Here is an 18,866-nt window from a genome sequence, read left to right on the forward strand (position 1 = left end):
GGCCCTTTCGCGGAAGCCCATCGCCATGATCGACCTCATCGCCGATAAGGTCTTCGACCCGCGCACCATGGGCATCGCGCTGACCGCGGTCGCCGTGGCGGCGACGGCCTTCGCCGTGGCGCAGCCGTTCCTCGAGAGCGACAACCTCGGCAAGCGGATGAAGCTCGTCAGCGACGAGCGCGAGATCATCCGGCGGCGGGAACGCGAGCGCCTCAACACCAAGGCGACGCTGCGGATCGAGCCCAAGGCCTACATGAAGCAGGTCGTCGAGCGGTTCGACCTGCGCCGCTGGCTCGGCACCGACACGGCCAAGCGCAAGCTCCTGATGGCCGGCTATCGCGGCCAGCAATCCGAGACGACGTTCCTGTTCTTCCGCCTGGTCATGCCGATCTCGGCGACGCTGGGCTCGCTGTTCTACCTGTTCGTGCTGGAGGCGCTGGACCAGCCCTACCTGATGCGCCTCGGCATCGTCATCGCCTGCGCCTACGGAGGCATCAAGGCGCCGGAACTCTACCTCGTCAACAAGTCGAACAAGCGCAAGGCCGAGATCAAGCTCGCCTGGCCCGATGCCCTCGACCTGACGCTGATCTGCGTCGAATCGGGCATGGCGATCGAGCACGCCTTCCGGAAGGTCAGCACCGAGATCGCCGCCACCTCGGTGGTGCTGGCGGAGGAGCTCGCCCTGATGACCGCCGAGATGTCGTTCCTGCCCGATCGCCGGCAGGCCTACGAGAACCTCGCGATGCGCGTCGGCCTCGAGCCGGTGAAGGCCGTCGTCACGGCGCTGATCCAGGCCGAGCGCTACGGCACCCCGATCGGCCAAGCGCTGCGCGTGCTCGCGCAGGAGAGCCGCGACCAGCGCATGAACGAGGCCGAGAAGAAGGCGGCCTCGCTGCCGCCGAAGCTGACCGTGCCGATGATCCTGTTCTTCCTGCCGGTGCTGTTCGTGGTGATCATCAGCCCGGCGATCATCCAGGCGATGCGCTGACGCCCGAGGGGCGCCGCTCCCGCCCGGCGTCGCCACCTCGGCTCGGAAGGGCTCGCGGCGCGCTCTTCGAGGGCGATGCGGGCAAGCATTCGCCCCCGCAAATCCTTGACAGATCGCGTGCCGATCCCCTATCCACCGGGCACAACGCGCGGCTTCCTCGCAGAAGGCCGTGCGTTTCGCGTTGCGGCGGCCCTTCGGGCGGATCGCGACGAATGCATAAGAAGTCGGTCCAGGGCGCGTCCCGGAGGCCGTTCGAACCACGAGAGAGACGATGTTCGCAGTCATCAAGACGGGCGGCAAGCAGTATCGCGTTGCCGAGAACGACACCATCACCATCGCCAGCCTCGAAGGCGACGAAGGCTCCGCCGTGACCTTCGGCGAGGTCCTGCTGTTCACCGACGGCGACGCGACCCAGGTCGGCGCGCCGCTCCTGTCGGGCTTCAGCGTCACCGGCGAGATCGTCTCCCACGGTCGCGACAAGAAGGTCATCGCCTTCAAGAAGCGCCGCCGGCAGAACTCGCGGCGCAAGCGCGGCCACCGCCAGCACCACACGGTCGTGCGCATCACCGGCCTCTCGGCCGGTTCGAAGAGCGCGTAAGGGCGACCCCGCCCCCACGCGATCCGCACGTTCCGATCCCACGTCATTCGAAAGACTGAACCATGGCACACAAAAAAGCAGGCGGCTCGTCCCGCAACGGCCGCGACTCGGCCGGCCAGCGCCTCGGCGTGAAGAAGTTCGGCTCGGAAGCCGTGATTCCGGGCAACATCATCGTGCGCCAGCGCGGCACCAAGTGGCACCCCGGCACCAATGTCGGCATGGGCAAGGATCACACCCTGTTCGCGCTGACCGAGGGTCGCGTGGAGTTCCAGACCAAGCGCGGCCGCGCCTTCGTGGCGGTGGTGCCGCTCGCGCAAGCGGCAGAGTAGACGGCGGGCGCCTCGAACAGGCGAAGCAGGCCCCGCCGGTGTCCCACACCGAACCGGCGGATCTGTTTCTCGCATCCTGGCCACGAGGCCGGGGGGTCGAACGGAAGACGCGGGGGAGGATGGGGCGCCATCCTCCCTTTCGTCGTCTCAGCGCAACGGTCCTCCGCTACGGAGGATCGCGGCGGAGGAGCCCGAACGATGTTCCCCGATCTGACCCGCGACGACGTCTTCCGGATCGAGACCCGCAGCCTGTGGCTGCGCTGGCCGCGCGCCAAGGACGTGGACGCGATCGTGCGGCTCGCGGGCGACCGGGCGGTGGCCGAGATGACGGCGCGGATCCGCCACCCGATCGACCGGATGGAGACCGAGACCTTCGTGCTGGAGGCGCGGCGCTGCAACGCCGCCGGCGAGGGCCTGGCGATGGCGGTCTCGCTCCGGTCCGACCCGGACGGCCTCGTCGGGTTCGTCGGCATCCGCGCCGACGCGGCGACGGAGGGGGCCCGCCTCGGCTACTGGCTCGGCCGGCCCTTCTGGGGCCGCGGCCTCGCCACCGAGGCCGCCGAGGCGATGGTTCACGCCTACTTCGCCTATGCCGGCGGCTCGGTGCTGTCGGCGGATGCGCGGGTGGAGAACCCGGCGTCGCGCAGGGTGCTGGAGAAGGTCGGCTTCGTCCGCACGGGAACGGCGACGGATTATGTCCCCGTCCGCGGCTGCGACCTGACATCCGATCGCTTCCGGCTCGACCGCGCCGCGTGGTCGGCCCGGTTCGGGGTCTCCGGCTGCGACCGGGCAGCCTGACGAAGCGATCGGCCCGGCGCCCTTGACGTCGCCGGACGGATCGATCGGAATCGATCCCTCGCCGTCTCGGCCCAAGGCCGAAGCGACGGGGTTCGCGGCGGAGCTGCGCAGCGTGCGCGACGCCGATGGACGGGGCCGCATCGCCGCGGCGTGAACGAGACGGGGCGGGCCGGTGGCCCGCGCCCCGACATGAAGACGAGCGACACCGTGAAATTCCTCGACGAAGCCAAGGTCTATGTCCGTTCCGGCGACGGGGGCGCGGGATGCGTCGCGTTCCGGCGCGAGAAGTTCATCGAGTTCGGCGGCCCCAACGGCGGCGACGGCGGGCGCGGCGGCGACGTCTGGGTCGAGTGCGTCGAGGGCCTGAACACGCTGATCGACTATCGCTACCAGCAGCACTTCAAGGCGCGGAAGGGCGAGCACGGCATGGGCTCGAACCGCCACGGCGCCAACGGCGCCGACGTGGTGCTGAAGGTGCCGGCCGGAACCCAGATCCTGGCGGTCGACGGCGAGCACCTGATCGCCGACATGACCCAGGTCGGCCAGCGGGTCCGGCTCGCCAAGGGCGGCAACGGCGGCTTCGGCAACGCCTACTTCACCACCTCGACCAACCGCGCCCCGAAGCACGCCAATCCGGGTCTGGAAGGCACCGAGCAGTGGATCTGGCTGCGCCTCAAGCTCATCGCGGATGCCGGCCTCGTCGGGCTGCCGAACGCCGGCAAGTCGACCTTCCTGGCGACCGTGACCTCGGCCAAGCCGAAGATCGCCGACTATCCCTTCACCACCCTGCATCCGGGGCTCGGCGTCGTGCGCTCGGATGCCCGCGAGTTCGTGCTCGCCGACATCCCCGGGCTGATCGAGGGCGCACACGAGGGCGTAGGCCTCGGCGACCGGTTCCTGGCCCATGTCGAGCGCTGCCGGGTGCTGCTGCACCTCGTCGACGCCACCTGCGAGCATGCCGGCAAGGCCTACAAGATGGTCCGGCACGAGCTGGAGGCCTACGGCGAGGACCTCGCCGGCAAGCCCGAGATCGTGGCGCTCTCCAAGGCCGACGCGATCGATGCCGACACCCTGAAGGAGCAGGTCGCCCGCCTGAAGCGCGCCGCCAAGCGCAAGCCGCTCGTCCTGTCCTCGGCCTCGGGCCAGGGCGTGCCGGAGGCGCTGCGTGCGCTCCAGGGCGAGATGGATGCCGCCGCCGAGGCCGATCGGGTGCCCGAGGCGGCCTGGCAGCCGTGATGACGGGGGTGATCGGGTCGGTTAGCATCGCCCGAGGTTGTTGAACCTGTGGAGGTTTCGATGACGGAAGCGCTGATCGTCATGAACGACGAAGCCTTCGCTCTTGCGCATGAACTCGCGGAGCGCGCCGGCACCACGGTCGACGAGGCGGTGGTCACGGCGTTGCGAGAGCTCGACCGCCGCGTCGCGACGGTCAACGATGACCTGACACCGACGCAACGTGCCGAACGGGACGTGATCCGAGCGCTGGTCCGCGAGGCGCGGGCACATCGCATCGCGAACGTCCCCACCGATCATGATTACCTCTACGACGAGTACGGCCTGCCGGTATGATCGCGCTCGACACCTCGGCGATCGTCGCGATTGCGATGGAAGACCCTGAAGGCGAGCGTTTCGACACGCTGGTCGCCAAGAATCGGGCGATCATCGGAACCCCGACGTTGCTCGAGGCCAGGATCGTGCTGGGCTCGCTGATGCCGGGTTTTGCCGAGGATTTTTTGGAGGTCCTGATCCTGCGGACCACGGTGCAGCCGGTCGCCTTCACGCTCCAGATGTACCGCATGGCATCCGATGCCTTCCAGCGCTTCGGGAAGGGACAAGGGCATCCGGCGCGGTTGAACTTCGCCGACTGCCAATCCTACGCCGTCTCCAAAGCCCACGATGCGCCCCTCCTGTTCAAGGGCGACGACTTCGTCCACACCGACCTCGTCCCAGCTTACGTCCCGGCGTCATGACCCCCTCCCTCGATCAATTCCGCCGCGTCGTCATCAAGGTCGGCTCGGCCCTGCTGGTGGACCGCGCCCGCGGCCGGCTGCGGCACGCCTGGCTCGCGGCGCTCGCCGAGGACATCGCCGACCTGCATGCCCGCGGGGTCGACGTGCTGGTGGTGTCCTCGGGCAGCATCGCGCTCGGGCGCACCGTGCTCGGCTTCGCGCCGGGGGCCCTGCGGCTGGAGGAGAGCCAGGGCGCGGCCTCGGTCGGGCAGATCGCGCTGGCGCGGCACTGGGCCGAGGCGCTGGGCCACCACGGCATCGTCGCCGGGCAGATCCTGGTGACGCCGCAGGACACCGAGGAGCGCCGCCGCTACCTCAACGCGCGAGCGACCGTGCTCAAGCTCCTGGAGATGCGCGCGGTCCCGGTGGTCAACGAGAACGACACGGTGGCGACCTCCGAGATCCGCTACGGCGACAACGACCGGCTCGCGGCCCGCGTCGCCACGATGATCGGCGCCGACGTGCTGGTGCTGTTCTCCGACATCGACGGCCTCTACACCGCCCCCCCGAATGCCGATCCGGACGCGCGCCACCTGGCCGTGGTCGAGCGGATCACGCCCGAGATCGAGGCGATGGCCGGCGGTCCCGCCTCGGAGCTGTCGCGGGGCGGCATGCGGACCAAGGTCGAGGCCGCCAAGATCGCGGTGTCGGGCGGGACCCACATGATCATCGCCGACGGCCGCGAGAAGAACCCGCTCCGCAGCGTCGTCGCGGGCGGCCGCTGCACCTGGTTCCTGTCCGGTTCCACGCCCACCGCAGCGCGGAAAACCTGGATCGCCGGGTCGCTCGAGCCGCGCGGCACCCTGGTGATCGACGACGGCGCGGCGCGCGCGCTCGACGGTGGGGCGAGCCTGCTGCCGGTCGGCGTCTGCGGCGTCGAGGGCAGCTTCGGCCGGGGCGACGCCGTGCTGATCCGCGACCGCGCCGGGCGGGTGCTGGGCCGCGGCCTCGTCGGCTACGACAGCACGGAGGCGGCGCTGATCCAGGGGCGCCCCAGCACGCAGATCGCCGACCTGCTCACCTATCCGGGACGGGCCTGGATGGTGCATCGCGACGACTTAGCGATGTTCTAGAACCGGTCGCGCAGCGTCCATGACTGGATACGAGCGCTTTCGAAACGTTCCGATCTTTGCCGCGGCGCTTGTTTCGTGCTGCCCGAGGATGCAGATAAGTCGCAGCTTCGTAGGCGGCTCGGGGAAGGCCGCCGACCTGGGATGATGCCCGTGCCAGTCCTGAACATGCGATCCGGCTTCGCGTCGGCCGACGACCTCGCCGAGCAGATGAACGGCATCGGCCGGCGCGCCCGCGCCGCCGGCCGCAAGCTGGCGCTGGCCTCGGCCGAGACCAAGGACGTGGCGTTGCGGGCCATCGCCGAGCGCCTGCGCGCCGACCGCGCCGTCATCCTGCGCGAGAACGCCCGCGACGTCGCCGCCGCGAAGGCCGCCGGGCAGAGCCAGGCGCTGATCGACCGGCTGACCCTCGACGAGGGCCGCCTCGCGGCGATCGCCGACGCGGTCGAGAAGATCGGCGCGCTAGCCGACCCCGTCGGGCGCCAGGTCGCGGCCTTCGAGCGCCCGAACGGCCTGCTGATCGAGCGAATCGCCGTGCCGCTCGGCGTCGTTGGCGTGATCTTCGAGAGCCGCCCGAACGTCACCGCCGATGCCGGCGCGCTCTGCCTCAAGGCCGGCAACGCCGCGATCCTGCGCGCCGGCTCGGACAGCCACCGCAGCGCCATGGCCATCGCCGAGGCGATGCGCGCCGGGCTCGAGGCCACCGGCCTGCCCGCGGACGCGATCCAGATCGTGCCGACGAAGGACCGCGCCGCGGTCGGCGCGATGCTCGCCGGTCTCGACGGCTGCATCGACGTGATCGTGCCCCGCGGCGGGCGCGGCCTGGTCGAGCGCGTCCACGCCGAGGCGCGGGTCCCGGTCTTCGCCCACCTCGACGGCATCTGCCACGTCTACGTCGCAGCCGCCGCCGACCTCGGCATGGCCCGGACCATCCTGCTCAACAGCAAGATGCGGCGCACCGGCATCTGCGGCGCCACCGAGACGCTGCTGGTCGACCGCGCCTGCGCCGGCACCCATCTCGCCCCCCTCGTCGCCGCCCTGCTCGACGCCAGCTGCGCGGTGCGCGGCGACGCCGACGTGCAGGCGGTGGACGGTCGCGTCACGGCGGCGACCGAGGCCGACTGGCGCACCGAGTACCTCGACGCGATCATCTCGGTCCGCGTCGTCGACGGGCTCGAGGCGGCGATCGAGCACATCGAGACCTACGGCTCGCACCACACCGACGCGATCGTCACCGAGGACGGCGACGAGGCCGTCCGCTTCCTCGCGGAGGTCGATTCCGCGATCGTGGTGCACAACGCCTCGACCCAGTTCGCCGATGGCGGCGAGTTCGGCTTCGGCGCCGAGATCGGCATCGCCACCGGCCGCATGCATGCCCGCGGCCCGGTCGGCGTGGAGCAGCTCACCACCTTCAAGTACCGGGTCCACGGCAGCGGCCAGACGCGCCCGTGAGCGGCGCGGTCTCGCCTGCCGTGATCCGCGCCGTTGCGTGAGGGCGCGCTGCCGCCCGCGTCGCCGGGGATGCGGATCGGCTTGTACGGTGGCTCGTTCAACCCGGCGCATGCCGGCCACCTGCATGTTGGCACCATGGCGCTGCGCCGCCTGCGCCTCGACCGGGTGTGGTGGCTGGTCACGCCCGGAAACCCGCTGAAGCGCGGGCGGCCGATCGCGCCGCTCTCCGAGCGCTGCGCGCAGGCCGCCGCGGTGGCGAAGGGCGATCCGCGGATCGCGGTCACTGGGTTCGAGGCGGCGATCGGCGCCCGCTTCACCCGCGACACCCTGCGCTGGCTGGTGCGGCGGCGGCCGGGCATCCGCTTCGTCTGGATCATGGGGGCCGATTCGCTGGCGAGCTTCCATCGCTGGAAGGGCTCGGCCGAGATCATGGGCCTGATGCCGGTCGCGGTGATCGACCGCCCCGGCCACACCCTCAGCGCGCCGAGCGCGTGGGCCGCCCGACGGTTCTCCGCCGCCCGCATCCCGGAATCGGACGCCTCCGCCCTGCCGGGCATGGCGCCCCCGGCCTGGGTGTTCCTGCACGGCCCGCGCTCGCATCTCTCCTCGACGCAGATCCGCGATGCGCGGAGCGGCACCGGGGAACCTTGAATTACCGCCCGGAACCGGCCAAAGTCGTCGGTTCAACGCAGGCGCGCGTCGCCACTGCCGATATCCGAGGAATCAGGACGCTGTCCGAGTCGCTCCACACGGGAACCCAGGGTTCCGAGACCGCCGCCCTGGCCAGGGTCGAAGACCTGAGGACGCTCGTGCTCGGGTGCCTCGACGAGATGAAGGCCGAGGAGACGATCGCCATCGATCTCGCCGGCAAGACCTCGATCGCCGACACGATGATCATCGCCTCCGGACGGTCGCAGCGTCACGTCGGCTCGATCGCCGACCACATCACGCAGGAGATGAAGGCCAAGTCCTTCGGCACCGCCCGCGTCGAGGGCATGCCGGCCTGCGACTGGGTGCTGATCGATGCCGGCGACATCCTCGTCCACATCTTCAGGCCCGAGGTGCGCGGCTTCTACAACCTCGAGAAGATGTGGGGCTCCGACCGCCCCTCGGGCGTCTCCGCCGACTGAACGCCGACCCGTTGCGCCTCCTCGTCGCCGCGATCGGGCGCCTCAAGAACGGGCCCGAGCGGGACCTGACCGCGCGCTACCGCGAGCGTGCGGCCCAGCTCGGTCGCGGCCTCGGCTTCCCCGCCTGCGACATCGCCGAGATGGTCGAGAGCCGTGCGCGGCGCGCCCCCGACCGCTGCGCCGAGGAGGCGTCCGGGCTGCTCGCCCAGGTGCCGGCCGGCGGCGTCCTCGTCGCCTACGACGAGCGCGGCCGCGCCGACCTGCCGAGCGAGCGCGTCGCCGAGCGCATCCGCGACTGGCGCGATGCCGGGCGCCCGGCCCTGGTGGTCGCCATCGGCGGGGCCGACGGGCTCGATGCCGCCGTCCGGGCCCGGGCCGACCTCACCCTGTCCTTCGGTGCCGCGACGCTGCCTCACGGCATCGTGCGCGTGCTGGCGCTCGAGCAGCTCTACCGCGCCCTCACGATCCTGGCGGGCCACCCGTATCATCGCGACGATCCCGACGGGTGAATGCCTCGCGTGCGCCGCAATGCTGGATGAGACCTGCGCTGATGAACGGAGCCGGCAAACGCACGCCATGACGCTGGTCCTCACGAGGCTGGTCGCCACGGGCGTCCTCGCCGCAGCCCTCGCCGCCCTGCCCGCGGCCCGTCCGCGGGCCCAGGACGCGGCGGCGCCCGTCACCGAGGCCGAGCGCATCCAGCGCGCCATCGACGAGCGCGACCGCCGCGCGGACAACCTCAAGCGGGTGCAGGATGCGCTCGCCGCGAGCGTGGGCGCCAAGGCGCAGTTCGAGTCCGAGATCGCCAGCATCGGCGGCGACCGGGCCAAGCTCGACGCGGCGCTCCTCGATGCCGGCCGGCAGTCCCAGGCCACCGAGGACCGGATGAGCCGTTTGGAGGAGCGCCTCAAGACGCTGTCGGGCAGCGAGGCCGCCATCCGCCGCTCGCTCGAGGCCCGCCGCGGGGTGATCGCCGAGATCCTGGCGGCGCTCCAGCGCATGGGCCGGCGCCCGCCGCCGGCGGTGCTGGTCAACCCGGAAGACGTTCTGGCGGTGATCCGCACCTCGATGCTGCTCGGGGCGATCGTGCCCGAGATGCGCGGCGAGGTGGACACGCTGGCCGCCGACCTCGCCGAGCTCGTGCGCCTGCGCGGCCTGATCGCCGCCGACCGGCAGGGCCTGCAGAACGACCTCGCCGGCTGGGCGCGCGAGCAGCAGCGCCTCGCGGCCCTCGTCGCCGCGCGGAGGACCCGGCAGGCGGAGGTCGAGACCGGGCTCGCCGCCGAGCGGAGCCGTGCGGCCGACCTCGCCAAGGAGGCCCGGAGCCTGAAGGACCTCCTCGACCGCATCGAGGGCGAGGTCGCCACCGCCAAGCGCTCCGCCGACGAGGCCAAGGCGGCCGAGCAGCGCGAGGCGAAGGCGACGCAGGAGCGTTTCGCCGCAGCCGGCATCCGCGACCCCGCTAAGCTCGCCCCGAAGGTGAAGTTCGTCGACGCCCGGGGGGACGTGCCGCGCCCGGTCAGCGGCCGCTTGCTGCGCGGCTTCAACCAGCCCGACGGCAACGGCGGGATGACGCGCGGCATTTCGCTCGCCACCCGCGCGAAGGCCGTGGTGTCCTCTCCCGCCGACGGCTGGGTGCAGTTCGCCGGGCCGTTCCGGTCCTACGGACGACTCTTGATCATCAACGCCGGCGATGGCTACTATCTTCTGCTGGCCGGGATGGACCAGATCTCGGTCGAGGTCGGCCAATTCGTGCTCGCGGGCGAGCCGGTCGGTAACATGGGCGAGGGAAGTGCGGTCCAGCCGGTGATGAGCGGCGACGGCAGCGATCCGATCCTGTACGTGGAATTCAAGAAGGACGGCGGCTCCATCGATCCGGAGCCTTGGTGGGCGAAAAGCCCCAGCGAGAAGGTTCGCGGATAATGCGCAAGACGTCCCTCATCATGCTCGGCGCGTTCCTGGGAGCAGGCACGTCGATGGTCGCGACGCAGACTGACTTCCTGTCGGGTCCGCGCGCCGTGGCGGCCTCCGCCGAGACCTACCGCCAGCTCAGCCTGTTCGGCGACGTGTTCGAGAAGGTTCGCACCGATTACGTCGAGAAGCCCGACGAGGCGAAGATGATCGAGGCGGCCGTCAACGGCATGCTGACCTCGCTCGACCCGCATTCGAGCTACATGGACGCCAAGGCGTTCCGCGACATGCAGACCACGACCCGCGGCGAGTTCGGCGGGCTCGGCATCGAGGTCACGATGGAGGACGGCCTGATCAAGGTCGTGACCCCGATCGACGACACCCCGGCCTCGAAGGCGGGGCTGCTCTCGAACGACATCATCACCCAGATCGACGACGACCAGGTCCAGGGCCTGACCCTGAACCAGGCGGTCGACAAGATGCGCGGCCCGGTGAACTCGCCGGTGAAGCTCAAGATCACCCGCAAGGAGGCCAAGGACCCGATCGAGGTCACGCTCAACCGCGACGTGATCAAGATCAAGCCCGTGCGCTCGCGCGTCGAGGGGGCCGACATCGGCTACATCCGCCTGACGCAGTTCAACGAGCAGACCTACGACGGCCTCAAGGCTGCCGTGGACAAGCTCTCGACCGACATCGGGCAGGACAAGATCAAGGGCTACGTGATCGACCTGCGCAACAACCCGGGCGGCCTGCTCGACCAGGCGGTGATGGTCTCCGACGCGTTCCTCGACCGCGGCGAGATCGTCTCGACCCGCGGCCGCAACCCGGACGAGACCCAGCGCTTCTCGGCCAAGGCCGGCGACATCACCAAGGGCAAGCCGGTGGTGGTGCTCGTCAACGGCGGCGCGGCCTCGGCCTCCGAGATCGTCGCCGGCGCCCTGCAGGATCACAAGCGCGCGACCATCCTCGGCACGCGCTCGTTCGGCAAGGGCTCGGTGCAGTCGATCATCCCGCTCGGCGGCTCGGGCGCGCTGCGCCTCACCACGGCGCGCTACTACACGCCGTCCGGCCGCTCGATCCAGGCCAAGGGCATCGAGCCCGACGTCGAGGTGCTGCAGGAGGTCCCGGACGAGCTCAAGGGCAAGGACGAGACCAAGGGCGAGGCCGGCCTGAAGGGTCACCTCAAGCAGAAGGACGTCGAGGAGCGCGGCGGCTCGTCGGCCTACGTCCCGCCGGATCCCGCCAAGGACAAGCAGCTCACCGCCGCCGTCGACTTCCTGCACGGCATCCAGAAGGGCGCCGCGAACGCCCAGAAGCCGACGATGCCGAACTGATCCTGTCCGGGATCGACGACACGGCGAGAACCCCGTCCGGCGCGTGCCGGGCGGGGTTCTTCGCATGGCGCCCGTGCGCGCGTTGCGAGCCGTTTCGAGCGCGGCGGATGCCGGCTCGCGTGACGAGAGCGCGACCACACAACGAGAGCGAGCTTGTTCCGTGATCCGGTGATCACGGAACAGGCTCTAGGACCGAAGGCCGCTCTTACGAAAAATTAACCATGGCGGCCGGCAATGACGGCGGGGCTGCCTTGCCGCGACCGGCGATTCTCCGGCGGCCCCGCCAGTTCCGAGGGCCAGTGACCGACTCGTCCGACGATATCCTGACGCGTCCCCTCGGGGTCGACGTCCCCGCCCCCGGCCCGAAGGCCGCGCTGGCACGCCTGCGCGCGCGCCTCGCGACCCTCGGCCGGTCTCCGCGCGCCGTCGCGGCCGGTCTCGGCGGCCTCGGCCTGGCGGTGCTCGGCCTCGTGCTCCTGCTCGGCGACCCGAAGGCGGGCGAGCCGCGGGTCCAGGTCGCCATCGTCGTCCGCGAGACGATGCCCGCCGCCGGGCGTCCCCCGTCGCCGGAGGCCGCCGCCGCGAACGAGCCGGCGCCGGCATCGAAGCTCCAGAGCAGCGCCGTCGAGGTCGAGTCGGCCTCCGGCGTCACCGTGGTGCGGGCCGGCGGGTCGGCCGCGCCGGCCGAGGCGGTGGTGATCCGCGTGCCCCAGGCCGACGCGCCCAAGCTCGCGCCCGCCCCCGACCCGCGCCTGACCGAGCGTGGCCGCCACGGCGTCCTGCCCAAGCTCGGCGACGGCCGCATCCGCCCGCTCGACGTCTACGCACGCTCCGAGGAGCCCGGCAGCGGGCCGCGCATCGCGATCCTGCTCACCGGCCTCGGCGTCGGCCAGGCCGCCACCGCGAGCGCGATCGTCAAGCTGCCGCCCGCCGTCAGCCTCGCCTTCTCCCCCTACGGCGCCGATGCCGAGCGCAGCGCGGCGCGGGCCCGCGCCTTCGGCCACGAGATCCTGCTCCAAGCGCCGATGGAGCCGTTCGACTACCCCGACAGCGATCCCGGCCCGCAGGGCCTGCTCACCGCCGCCAAGGGATCCGAGAACGCCGACCGCCTCGCCTGGGTGATGAGCCGGTTCTCGGGCTATGTCGGCGTCACGAACTTCATGGGAGCCAAGTTCATGGCCGACGCGGTCGCGTTCGAGCCGGTCCTGCGCGACATCGCCGCCCGCGGGCTCGGCTTCCTCGACGACGGCACCAACGCGCGCGGCGTGCCCGCGGACCTGCTCGGCAAGACCAAGGTGCCGGCGGCCCGCGCCGAGATCGTCCTCGACGCGGTGCCGCGCCCGGAGGCGATCGATCGCGAGCTCGCCCGGCTCGAAGCGCAGGCCCGCGCCAACGGCTTCGCCCTCGCCTCGGGCAGCGCCCAGCCGATGACGATCGAGCGCATCGCGCGCTGGAGTCGCGAGCTCGAGGGCCGCGGCATCCGCCTCGTGCCGGCGAGCGTGGCGCTCCGCGGCGCGAAGGCGGTGCGGGTGACGAAGGCGGACTGAGCCCGGCGGCTGCCGCGATCGGGCGCTGCCGATATCGTGTTTCCCGACGTTGCCGCGCCGGTTGGCCCTCCCTATGGTCGCGGCCGATGAAGAGCGACACCGAATCCCGCGATCCGGGCGAGAGCCTGCCCTATCGCCCCTGCGTCGGGGTCACCCTGATCAACCGCGCCGGGCTCGTCTTCGTCGGTCGCCGCAAGCCGGAGGCCGGCCCCGAGCACGTCGCGGGCGACCTCGCCTGGCAGATGCCGCAGGGCGGGATCGACGACGGTGAGGCGCCGCAGGCCGCAGCCCTGCGCGAGCTTCACGAGGAGACCAACGTCGGCGCGGCCTCGGTCCGGCTGCTCGCCGAGGCGCCGGATTGGCTGTCCTACGATTTGCCGCCCGATGTGCGAAAGCAGGCCTGGCGCGGCCGCTACCGCGGTCAGACGCAGCGCTGGTTCGCCTTCGGGTTCCTCGGGGACGACGACGCGATCGACGTCGAACATCCCGGCGGCGGTGCCCACAAGGCCGAGTTCGACGCGTGGCGCTGGGTGCCGTTCGCGGAGCTGCCGGGGCTGATCGTGCCGTTCAAGCGGCCGGTCTACGAGGGCGTCGTCGCGGCCTTCGCGCCGCTGCACGCGTGGTCGGTCGGCGCGTGAGCGCGGCGGCCGGGCGATAGGCTGGGCGATGCGCTGGTGGGTGTTTCCCCTCGTCGCGGTGCTCGGCTGGTTCGCCTTCACCCTGACGCCGCTCTGGACGCTCTACGACTTCGCGCGGGCGGTGAGGGCGCACGACGTCGCGTTCGTCCAGCAGCATGCCAACTTTCGCACGCTGCGGCTGTCGCTGGTCCGGCAGACCACCGCCGCCCTGCGCTCGGCGTCGGACAACGATCCGACCCTCGATGCCAAGGATCGCCAGCGCCTCAACGAGGCGGCGGTCGGCGTGGCGCTGGCGCTCGCGGAATCGATGGTGACGCCCGAGACCGTGCTCGACCTGCTCGACGACGGCTGGCCGCAGAGCCTCGACATCCCGCGTCCCGAGGGGGTGAAGCCGTCCGGGCTCAGGCTCGATCGCATCGGGCGGGTGTTTCCGTTCTGGATCGCCTCGGAGATGCGCGGCTTCCGCACCGCCGTGATCGCGATCCCGCCGGACGCGCCGCGGGCGCAGCAGCTGCGGGTGCGCCTGCGCCTGCGCGGCTGGACCTGGCGGCTCGTCGACATCGAGGTCGCCGAGGCCCTGCGCGACCAGATGGCCCAGCGCCTCGGCCGGACCCTGGCCCGGGCCCGCGCCGGCGAGCGGGCACCGGCAGCCCAACCCTGAGGGTGAGCGGCAGCGCGCGGCGGGTTTCAGGTCACGCGCGAGCGTCGTCCCGCAAACGATTGCAGGGGCGAGAATGTCCCGAGCCGGCATTCATGACAGGCGCGCCCGATCGATCGCGGTCCGCGATGGCCGGCACCGCGCTGGGGGCCCTGCACCACCGCATCGTTGCGAAACGTCTCGCGGCCGATCCTCGACGAGGCCCCGGAACGCACCCCTGGACGCCCGGACGCCGACGGAGCCGTCGGCGTCGGCGAGTTCGATGTTGTCGTCCCCGCGCACAAAAGGGCGTCCGCCCGCCGCAAGCGCGTCCGGCAGGCCGCCTCGCCGACGGTCGCGCCTCGCACACGCGTGCGGGGGCGGGCGGTCGCCGTGCGGGCGTCAGGCTTTCGGCAGCATCCGGTCGCTGATGATGCGGCGCTGGATCTCGCTGGTGCCCTCGAAGATCGTCGTCAGCCGCGCGTCGCGCCAGTAGCGCTCGACCCGCCGCTCGGTGGTGTAGCCGTTGCCGCCGTGGAGCTGCATCGCCTGGTTGGTGACGCGCACCGCCATCTCGGTGGCCAGCAGCTTCACCATGGCAGACTCGCTCTCGGCCGCCTCGCCCTGGTCGAGGAGATGGGCGACCTGGCACCAGAAGGCGCGCGCCTGCGCCACCTCGGCCGCCATGTCGGCGAGCGCGAAGCGCAGCGCCTGGAAGTCGCCGATCGGGTGGCCGAACTGCACGCGCTCCTGAAGGTAAGCCTGGGTGTCCTCGACCGCCGCGCGCGCGACGCCGACGGCGCGGGCCGCGGTGTGGACGCGGGCGATGTTGAGGCCGCGCTGCACCGAGGCGAAGCCGCCGGAATCCGCGTCCGCGCCGCCGTCGCCGTAGAGGCCGGTGAGGCGGTCGCTCTCGGGGACGCGCACCCCGTCGAGCTCGAGCTGGAACGTCAGAAAGCCGTGATAGCCGATCTTGTCGATGACGTGCCCGGTCATGCCCTCGGGGAACTCGCCCGGCGGCTTGACCACGAGGAACGGCTCGAGCCCGGCCGAGCGCGATTCGCCGGGCTCCGGATCGCGGGTCCGGGCCAGAACCTCGATGAAGTCGGCCGCGCGCGCGAAGCCCGCCCAGCGCTTGGTCCCGGTCAGCACCCAATGGTCGCCCTCGCGCACCGCCCGCGTCTGCACGCCGGCCAGGTCCGAGCCGGCTCCCGGCTCGGAGAGGGCGATGCCGCCGATCCATTCGCCCCGCGCCGACCGCGCCAGCAGGTCGGCGCGGCGGGCGTCGTCGAGCACCTGCGTGCCGAGCCCCTGCCCCCGCGCCAGGATGCTGCCGACCGAGAGCCACGCCCGCGCGAGTTCCTCCGAGACGAGGCAGTACTCGAACACCCCGAGCCCCATGCCGCCGTGCTCGGCCGGGATCGTCAGGCCGAACCAGCCCTTCTCGGCCATCGCGGCGATGAGCGAGCGCGGCATCTCGGCCTTCTGCGGGTCGAGCGCGTCGGCGAGCGGCATCACCACGTCGCGGGCGAAGGCGCGGGCCTCGGCCTGGAGCGCGACGCGCGCATCCGTGCGCCAGGGCGACATCAGCTCGGGCGGCTTCGGGGCGTGGCGATCCGGCTTCTCGGACGGATCGGCGGAGCGGGCGGCAGGGGCGTTGGAAATCGGATCCTCCCGGTCGAGCTTCGAATCTCTTGCCGTGGCAAACTGGACCGCACGACCCTGGAGGCAATGCGCCGCCGCCGCAACGCTCTAACGGGCCCGCCACTTGGCATAGCGCTCGCGGGCACGCTCCAGCGCGGCCGCGAGCGGGAAGAGCGGGTCGGGCGAGGCCTCGACCAACCGGTGCGCGATCGCCCGGCGCCCGGTCCAGAACATCTCGGCGAGGCGGTAGTCCGGGGCGGCGCAGGAATCGATCCGCGCGATCGCGCCGTCCCGCAGCGCGGCCTCGGTGAGGCGATGGACGAGCTGGACGCCCGGCGCGGCGGCGGCCTCCGCCTCGTCGTAGGAGATCTTCAGGACGAAATCCTCGTGACCGCTTCGCGGAAGGATCGCGGCGGCGAGCGTGCGGCGATCGCGGCGCAGGCGCAGGATCCGGATCCGGCCCTGGGCGCCGAACCCGGCGACCATCCCGCGCAGGAACGCGGCCTCGGCCGGGCGCTGGCCGAGGGCGGTCCCGGCCCGGCCCTTCCAGCCGGCGGTCTCGAGGGCGACGTAGTCGTCGAGCGCGTCGATCAGCGCGGCCGGATCGGCGATCGTCTCGAGCACCACCGCACCGCCGGCCTCCAGGCGCTCGCGCGCGAGCCGCAGCTTGCGCCGGCTCCTGCCGCTGACGTGGCCGAGATAGCCCGTGCGCGCCTCCGGCGTCAGGCCGGCGAGGTCGAGCGCGCCGCGGGCATGCGCCCAGTAGGCGGCATCGCGCCGCCCCGTCCGCGCCGCCAGCAGATCCGCGAAGCGGCCATCCGCCGGCGCGTTGAGCAGCAGCAGCCGCGGCGGCAGCCCGAGCGCCCTGGGCGCTTCGAGCAGCCCGGCGAGGGCGCGGTCGGGCTCGGCGGCGTCGAGCAGCGGCATGCCCAAGGGGCAGAAGCCGTGCGTCCAGCCGATCAGGACCGGCAGCGGCAGGCCCCAGCGGATGCGCGAGATCCGGAACGGCCACAGGGCGAGCCATCGCGCGCCGGGCTCGTCCGGCGGGCGGTCGGCGACGATCAGGAGCCGAACGCCGTCGCCGAAGGCCCCGGCCGCCGGCAGCGCGTAGTCGGCCTCGTAGAACGGGTTGGCGACGCAGGCCTTTGCGCCGAGCGCGCGCCAGGCCGCGACGCCGGGCGCAGCCGGATCGAGCGGGCGCAGGGCAGCGTACAGCCCGCCCGGCATCCTGGCCGTCGCACCCGCCCTCATCCGGCGACCCGATGCAGGCGTCGCCGCACCACGCCGGCGATGCCGACCACGTCGTAGCGCCACGCGGCCGCGAGGAAGCCGAGGGCCAGCACGGCGAAGCGCAGGATCTGCGCCGGGGCGCCCTCCCCGCCCGGGAGCCAGGCGAGGGCCGCCGGGACGAGGCCGGTCGCCACGGCGATCGCCGCGATGCCGGCGATGTCGGCCAGCGGAAGCGGCATCGCCGGCAGGCCGGACCCGTGCCGGTTCGCCCCGAGGATGAACACGAGGCAGGCCGCGGCCTGACCCGCCGCGAAGGCGATCGCCGCGCCGGCGACGCCGAGATGCGGGATCAGCGCCAGCGAGAGCACGCTCACCGTCACCAGGGTCGCCGTCGAGGCCACGGCCTCGAGGCAGCTCGACTGCGTGAAGTAGATGATCTGCCCGAAATAGTAGGCGCGGAACATCATCAGCACGCTGGCCAGGATCAGCACCGGGGCCAGCGCCCGCGCCTGGTCGCGATAGTCCGGCCCGAGCAGGACCGAGACGACGACCCCGTCGAAGTTGAGGTAGAACGCGGCGCCGAAGGCCGCGACCAGCGCCATCGCGCGGGCGGCGTCGCACAGCACCGCGGTCGCCGCCGGCATCCCCCCGGCGCGCGCCTCGCGCTTGGCGATCGAGATCAGCGAGAGGGCCAGCGCCTCGCCGAACACGACGAAGCTCTGCTTCAGGAAGTCGGCGATCGCGCCGTAGGCGCCGAGATGCTCCGGCCCGACGGTCTTCACGATGATCAGCCGGTCGACCACCTGGGCCAGAGCCGCGATGCCGAAGGACAGCACCAGCGGCCAGCCGTAGGCGATGAGGCGCAGCGCCTCCGCCCGGCTGCCGCGGCCGGGCATCAGCGGGACCACCGTCGCGGCGGCCGGGATCGACGACAGCGCGTAGGCGGTCGCCACGGCCAGCGCGAGATGGACGGCGTCGCCCGACACCATCAGCACCGCGCTGCCGAGGCCGAGGATCAGGATTCCGCGCAGGACGACCGACATCGCCACCGCGACGGCCTGCAGCCGTGTGCGCGCGATCTCGGTGGCGCCCTCGAACAGGGTCGTGCCGAAGGCGAGCGCGACGATCGCCGCCGCGATCCGCGGCGACACGACGTGAAGCGCCACCGCGAGCGCGCTTCCGATCGCCGCCAGCGCCAGCGTGCACAGCAGGATGCGCAGGACCGTGCCGACCTGCGCGCCCTCGCTCGCCTCGTCGTACAGGGCGAAGAACGCGAATTTCGGCCATTGGCAGGTGGCTCCGTAGAGCACCAGCGACCAGGACAGGATGTAGAGGTAGGTGCCGTAGCTCTCCGGCGGCGCGAGACGCGTGAACACCGCGACCGAACCGAGGTTGATCGCTGCGGCGAAGCCGCGGGAGCCGACGTAGATCGCGGTGTGGTGGGCGATCATCCGCGACCGCCGGGCGGCCGGACGGCCCGGTGCCCGCGGAACGGGACCGATCCGCTCCGGTGCGGGATGGCTCGGGCGAGCGGGTGGGCGGGGGAACGGG

General features: G+C 72.1%; 20 protein-coding genes. 17 read left to right on the forward strand and 3 right to left on the reverse strand.

The features are described from left to right. Nucleotides 1–25: 25 nt before the first annotated feature. The 17 genes from MKK55_RS11640 (at nucleotide 26) to MKK55_RS11720 (ending at nucleotide 14,465) form a co-directional block, all read left to right on the forward strand. The gene (locus MKK55_RS11640) at nucleotides 26–988 is read left to right on the forward strand and encodes a type II secretion system F family protein (RefSeq protein ID WP_147842125.1); all 963 of its coding nucleotides are present in this window, start codon (nucleotides 26–28) and stop codon (nucleotides 986–988) included. 271 nt (nucleotides 989–1,259) lie between these two features. Then, complete coding sequence (rplU, locus tag MKK55_RS11645; protein WP_147726603.1) at nucleotides 1,260–1,586, forward strand: 50S ribosomal protein L21; 327 nt, start codon at nucleotides 1,260–1,262, stop codon at nucleotides 1,584–1,586. A 62-nt stretch (nucleotides 1,587–1,648) separates the two neighbouring features. Further along, a complete protein-coding gene (gene rpmA / locus MKK55_RS11650) occupies nucleotides 1,649–1,915 on the forward strand; it encodes a 50S ribosomal protein L27 (protein ID WP_147726605.1) in 267 nt (88 codons plus the stop codon). Nucleotides 1,916–2,113: 198 nt separating this feature from the next. Continuing rightward, the gene (locus MKK55_RS11655; RefSeq protein WP_243934822.1) at nucleotides 2,114–2,713 is read left to right on the forward strand and encodes a GNAT family N-acetyltransferase; all 600 of its coding nucleotides are present in this window, start codon (nucleotides 2,114–2,116) and stop codon (nucleotides 2,711–2,713) included. Between the two features lie 207 nt (nucleotides 2,714–2,920). After that, complete coding sequence (obgE, locus tag MKK55_RS11660; RefSeq protein ID WP_243934928.1) at nucleotides 2,921–3,949, forward strand: GTPase ObgE; 1,029 nt, start codon at nucleotides 2,921–2,923, stop codon at nucleotides 3,947–3,949. A 60-nt stretch (nucleotides 3,950–4,009) separates the two neighbouring features. Next, nucleotides 4,010–4,282, forward strand: a complete 273-nt coding sequence (locus MKK55_RS11665) for a type II toxin-antitoxin system VapB family antitoxin (RefSeq protein ID WP_147842123.1) — start codon at nucleotides 4,010–4,012, stop codon at nucleotides 4,280–4,282. After that, nucleotides 4,279–4,683: a type II toxin-antitoxin system VapC family toxin gene (locus MKK55_RS11670; protein WP_243934823.1), complete on the forward strand. Its 405-nt coding sequence runs from the start codon at nucleotides 4,279–4,281 to the stop codon at nucleotides 4,681–4,683. Before MKK55_RS11665 ends, MKK55_RS11670 begins: the two co-directional genes overlap by 4 nt. Next, nucleotides 4,680–5,795, forward strand: a complete 1,116-nt coding sequence (gene proB, locus MKK55_RS11675; protein WP_147726611.1) for a glutamate 5-kinase — start codon at nucleotides 4,680–4,682, stop codon at nucleotides 5,793–5,795. The genes MKK55_RS11670 and proB overlap by 4 nt, the downstream gene beginning before the upstream one ends. A gap of 150 nt (nucleotides 5,796–5,945) precedes the next feature. Then, nucleotides 5,946–7,244 (forward strand): glutamate-5-semialdehyde dehydrogenase, encoded by a 1,299-nt coding sequence (locus MKK55_RS11680; protein WP_243934825.1) that lies wholly within the window; start codon nucleotides 5,946–5,948, stop codon nucleotides 7,242–7,244. Between the two features lie 48 nt (nucleotides 7,245–7,292). Next, nucleotides 7,293–7,895: a nicotinate-nucleotide adenylyltransferase gene (locus tag MKK55_RS11685; RefSeq protein ID WP_279596138.1), complete on the forward strand. Its 603-nt coding sequence runs from the start codon at nucleotides 7,293–7,295 to the stop codon at nucleotides 7,893–7,895. Between the two features lie 158 nt (nucleotides 7,896–8,053). Continuing rightward, nucleotides 8,054–8,374, forward strand: coding sequence for a ribosome silencing factor (gene rsfS, locus MKK55_RS11690; RefSeq protein WP_313898961.1), 321 nt, complete (start codon nucleotides 8,054–8,056; stop codon nucleotides 8,372–8,374). Between the two features lie 11 nt (nucleotides 8,375–8,385). Next, complete coding sequence (rlmH, locus tag MKK55_RS11695; RefSeq protein ID WP_243934828.1) at nucleotides 8,386–8,883, forward strand: 23S rRNA (pseudouridine(1915)-N(3))-methyltransferase RlmH; 498 nt, start codon at nucleotides 8,386–8,388, stop codon at nucleotides 8,881–8,883. Nucleotides 8,884–8,950: 67 nt separating this feature from the next. Further along, nucleotides 8,951–10,297: a murein hydrolase activator EnvC family protein gene (locus tag MKK55_RS11700; protein WP_243934829.1), complete on the forward strand. Its 1,347-nt coding sequence runs from the start codon at nucleotides 8,951–8,953 to the stop codon at nucleotides 10,295–10,297. Continuing rightward, complete coding sequence (locus tag MKK55_RS11705) at nucleotides 10,297–11,619, forward strand: S41 family peptidase (RefSeq protein WP_147729525.1); 1,323 nt, start codon at nucleotides 10,297–10,299, stop codon at nucleotides 11,617–11,619. Before MKK55_RS11700 ends, MKK55_RS11705 begins: the two co-directional genes overlap by 1 nt. Before the next feature lie 299 nt (nucleotides 11,620–11,918). Further along, nucleotides 11,919–13,166 (forward strand): divergent polysaccharide deacetylase family protein, encoded by a 1,248-nt coding sequence (locus tag MKK55_RS11710; RefSeq protein WP_243934830.1) that lies wholly within the window; start codon nucleotides 11,919–11,921, stop codon nucleotides 13,164–13,166. An 86-nt stretch (nucleotides 13,167–13,252) separates the two neighbouring features. After that, on the forward strand, nucleotides 13,253–13,804 hold the full coding sequence (locus MKK55_RS11715; RefSeq protein ID WP_243934831.1) for an RNA pyrophosphohydrolase: 552 nt from the start codon (nucleotides 13,253–13,255) through the stop codon (nucleotides 13,802–13,804). Between the two features lie 28 nt (nucleotides 13,805–13,832). Continuing rightward, nucleotides 13,833–14,465 carry a DUF2939 domain-containing protein gene (locus tag MKK55_RS11720; protein WP_243934832.1) on the forward strand — a complete coding sequence of 211 codons (633 nt, stop codon included), beginning with the start codon at nucleotides 13,833–13,835 and terminating at the stop codon, nucleotides 14,463–14,465. A gap of 378 nt (nucleotides 14,466–14,843) precedes the next feature. Here the strand turns inward: MKK55_RS11720 and MKK55_RS11725 are convergent, their stop codons facing one another. The 3 genes from MKK55_RS11725 to MKK55_RS11735 all read right to left on the reverse strand — a co-directional run bounded on the left by MKK55_RS11725 (nucleotide 14,844) and on the right by MKK55_RS11735 (nucleotide 18,766). Beyond that, on the reverse strand, nucleotides 14,844–16,028 hold the full coding sequence (locus tag MKK55_RS11725) for an acyl-CoA dehydrogenase family protein (RefSeq protein ID WP_243934833.1): 1,185 nt from the start codon (nucleotides 16,026–16,028) through the stop codon (nucleotides 14,844–14,846). 165 nt (nucleotides 16,029–16,193) lie between these two features. Beyond that, complete coding sequence (locus MKK55_RS11730; protein ID WP_243934836.1) at nucleotides 16,194–17,312, reverse strand: GNAT family N-acetyltransferase; 1,119 nt, start codon at nucleotides 17,310–17,312, stop codon at nucleotides 16,194–16,196. Between the two features lie 20 nt (nucleotides 17,313–17,332). Continuing rightward, nucleotides 17,333–18,766 (reverse strand): lipopolysaccharide biosynthesis protein, encoded by a 1,434-nt coding sequence (locus tag MKK55_RS11735; RefSeq protein ID WP_243934837.1) that lies wholly within the window; start codon nucleotides 18,764–18,766, stop codon nucleotides 17,333–17,335. Nucleotides 18,767–18,866 lie beyond the last annotated feature (100 nt).

It is taken from the genome of Methylobacterium sp. J-059 (assembly GCF_022829485.1).
Classification (GTDB): domain Bacteria; phylum Pseudomonadota; class Alphaproteobacteria; order Rhizobiales; family Beijerinckiaceae; genus Methylobacterium.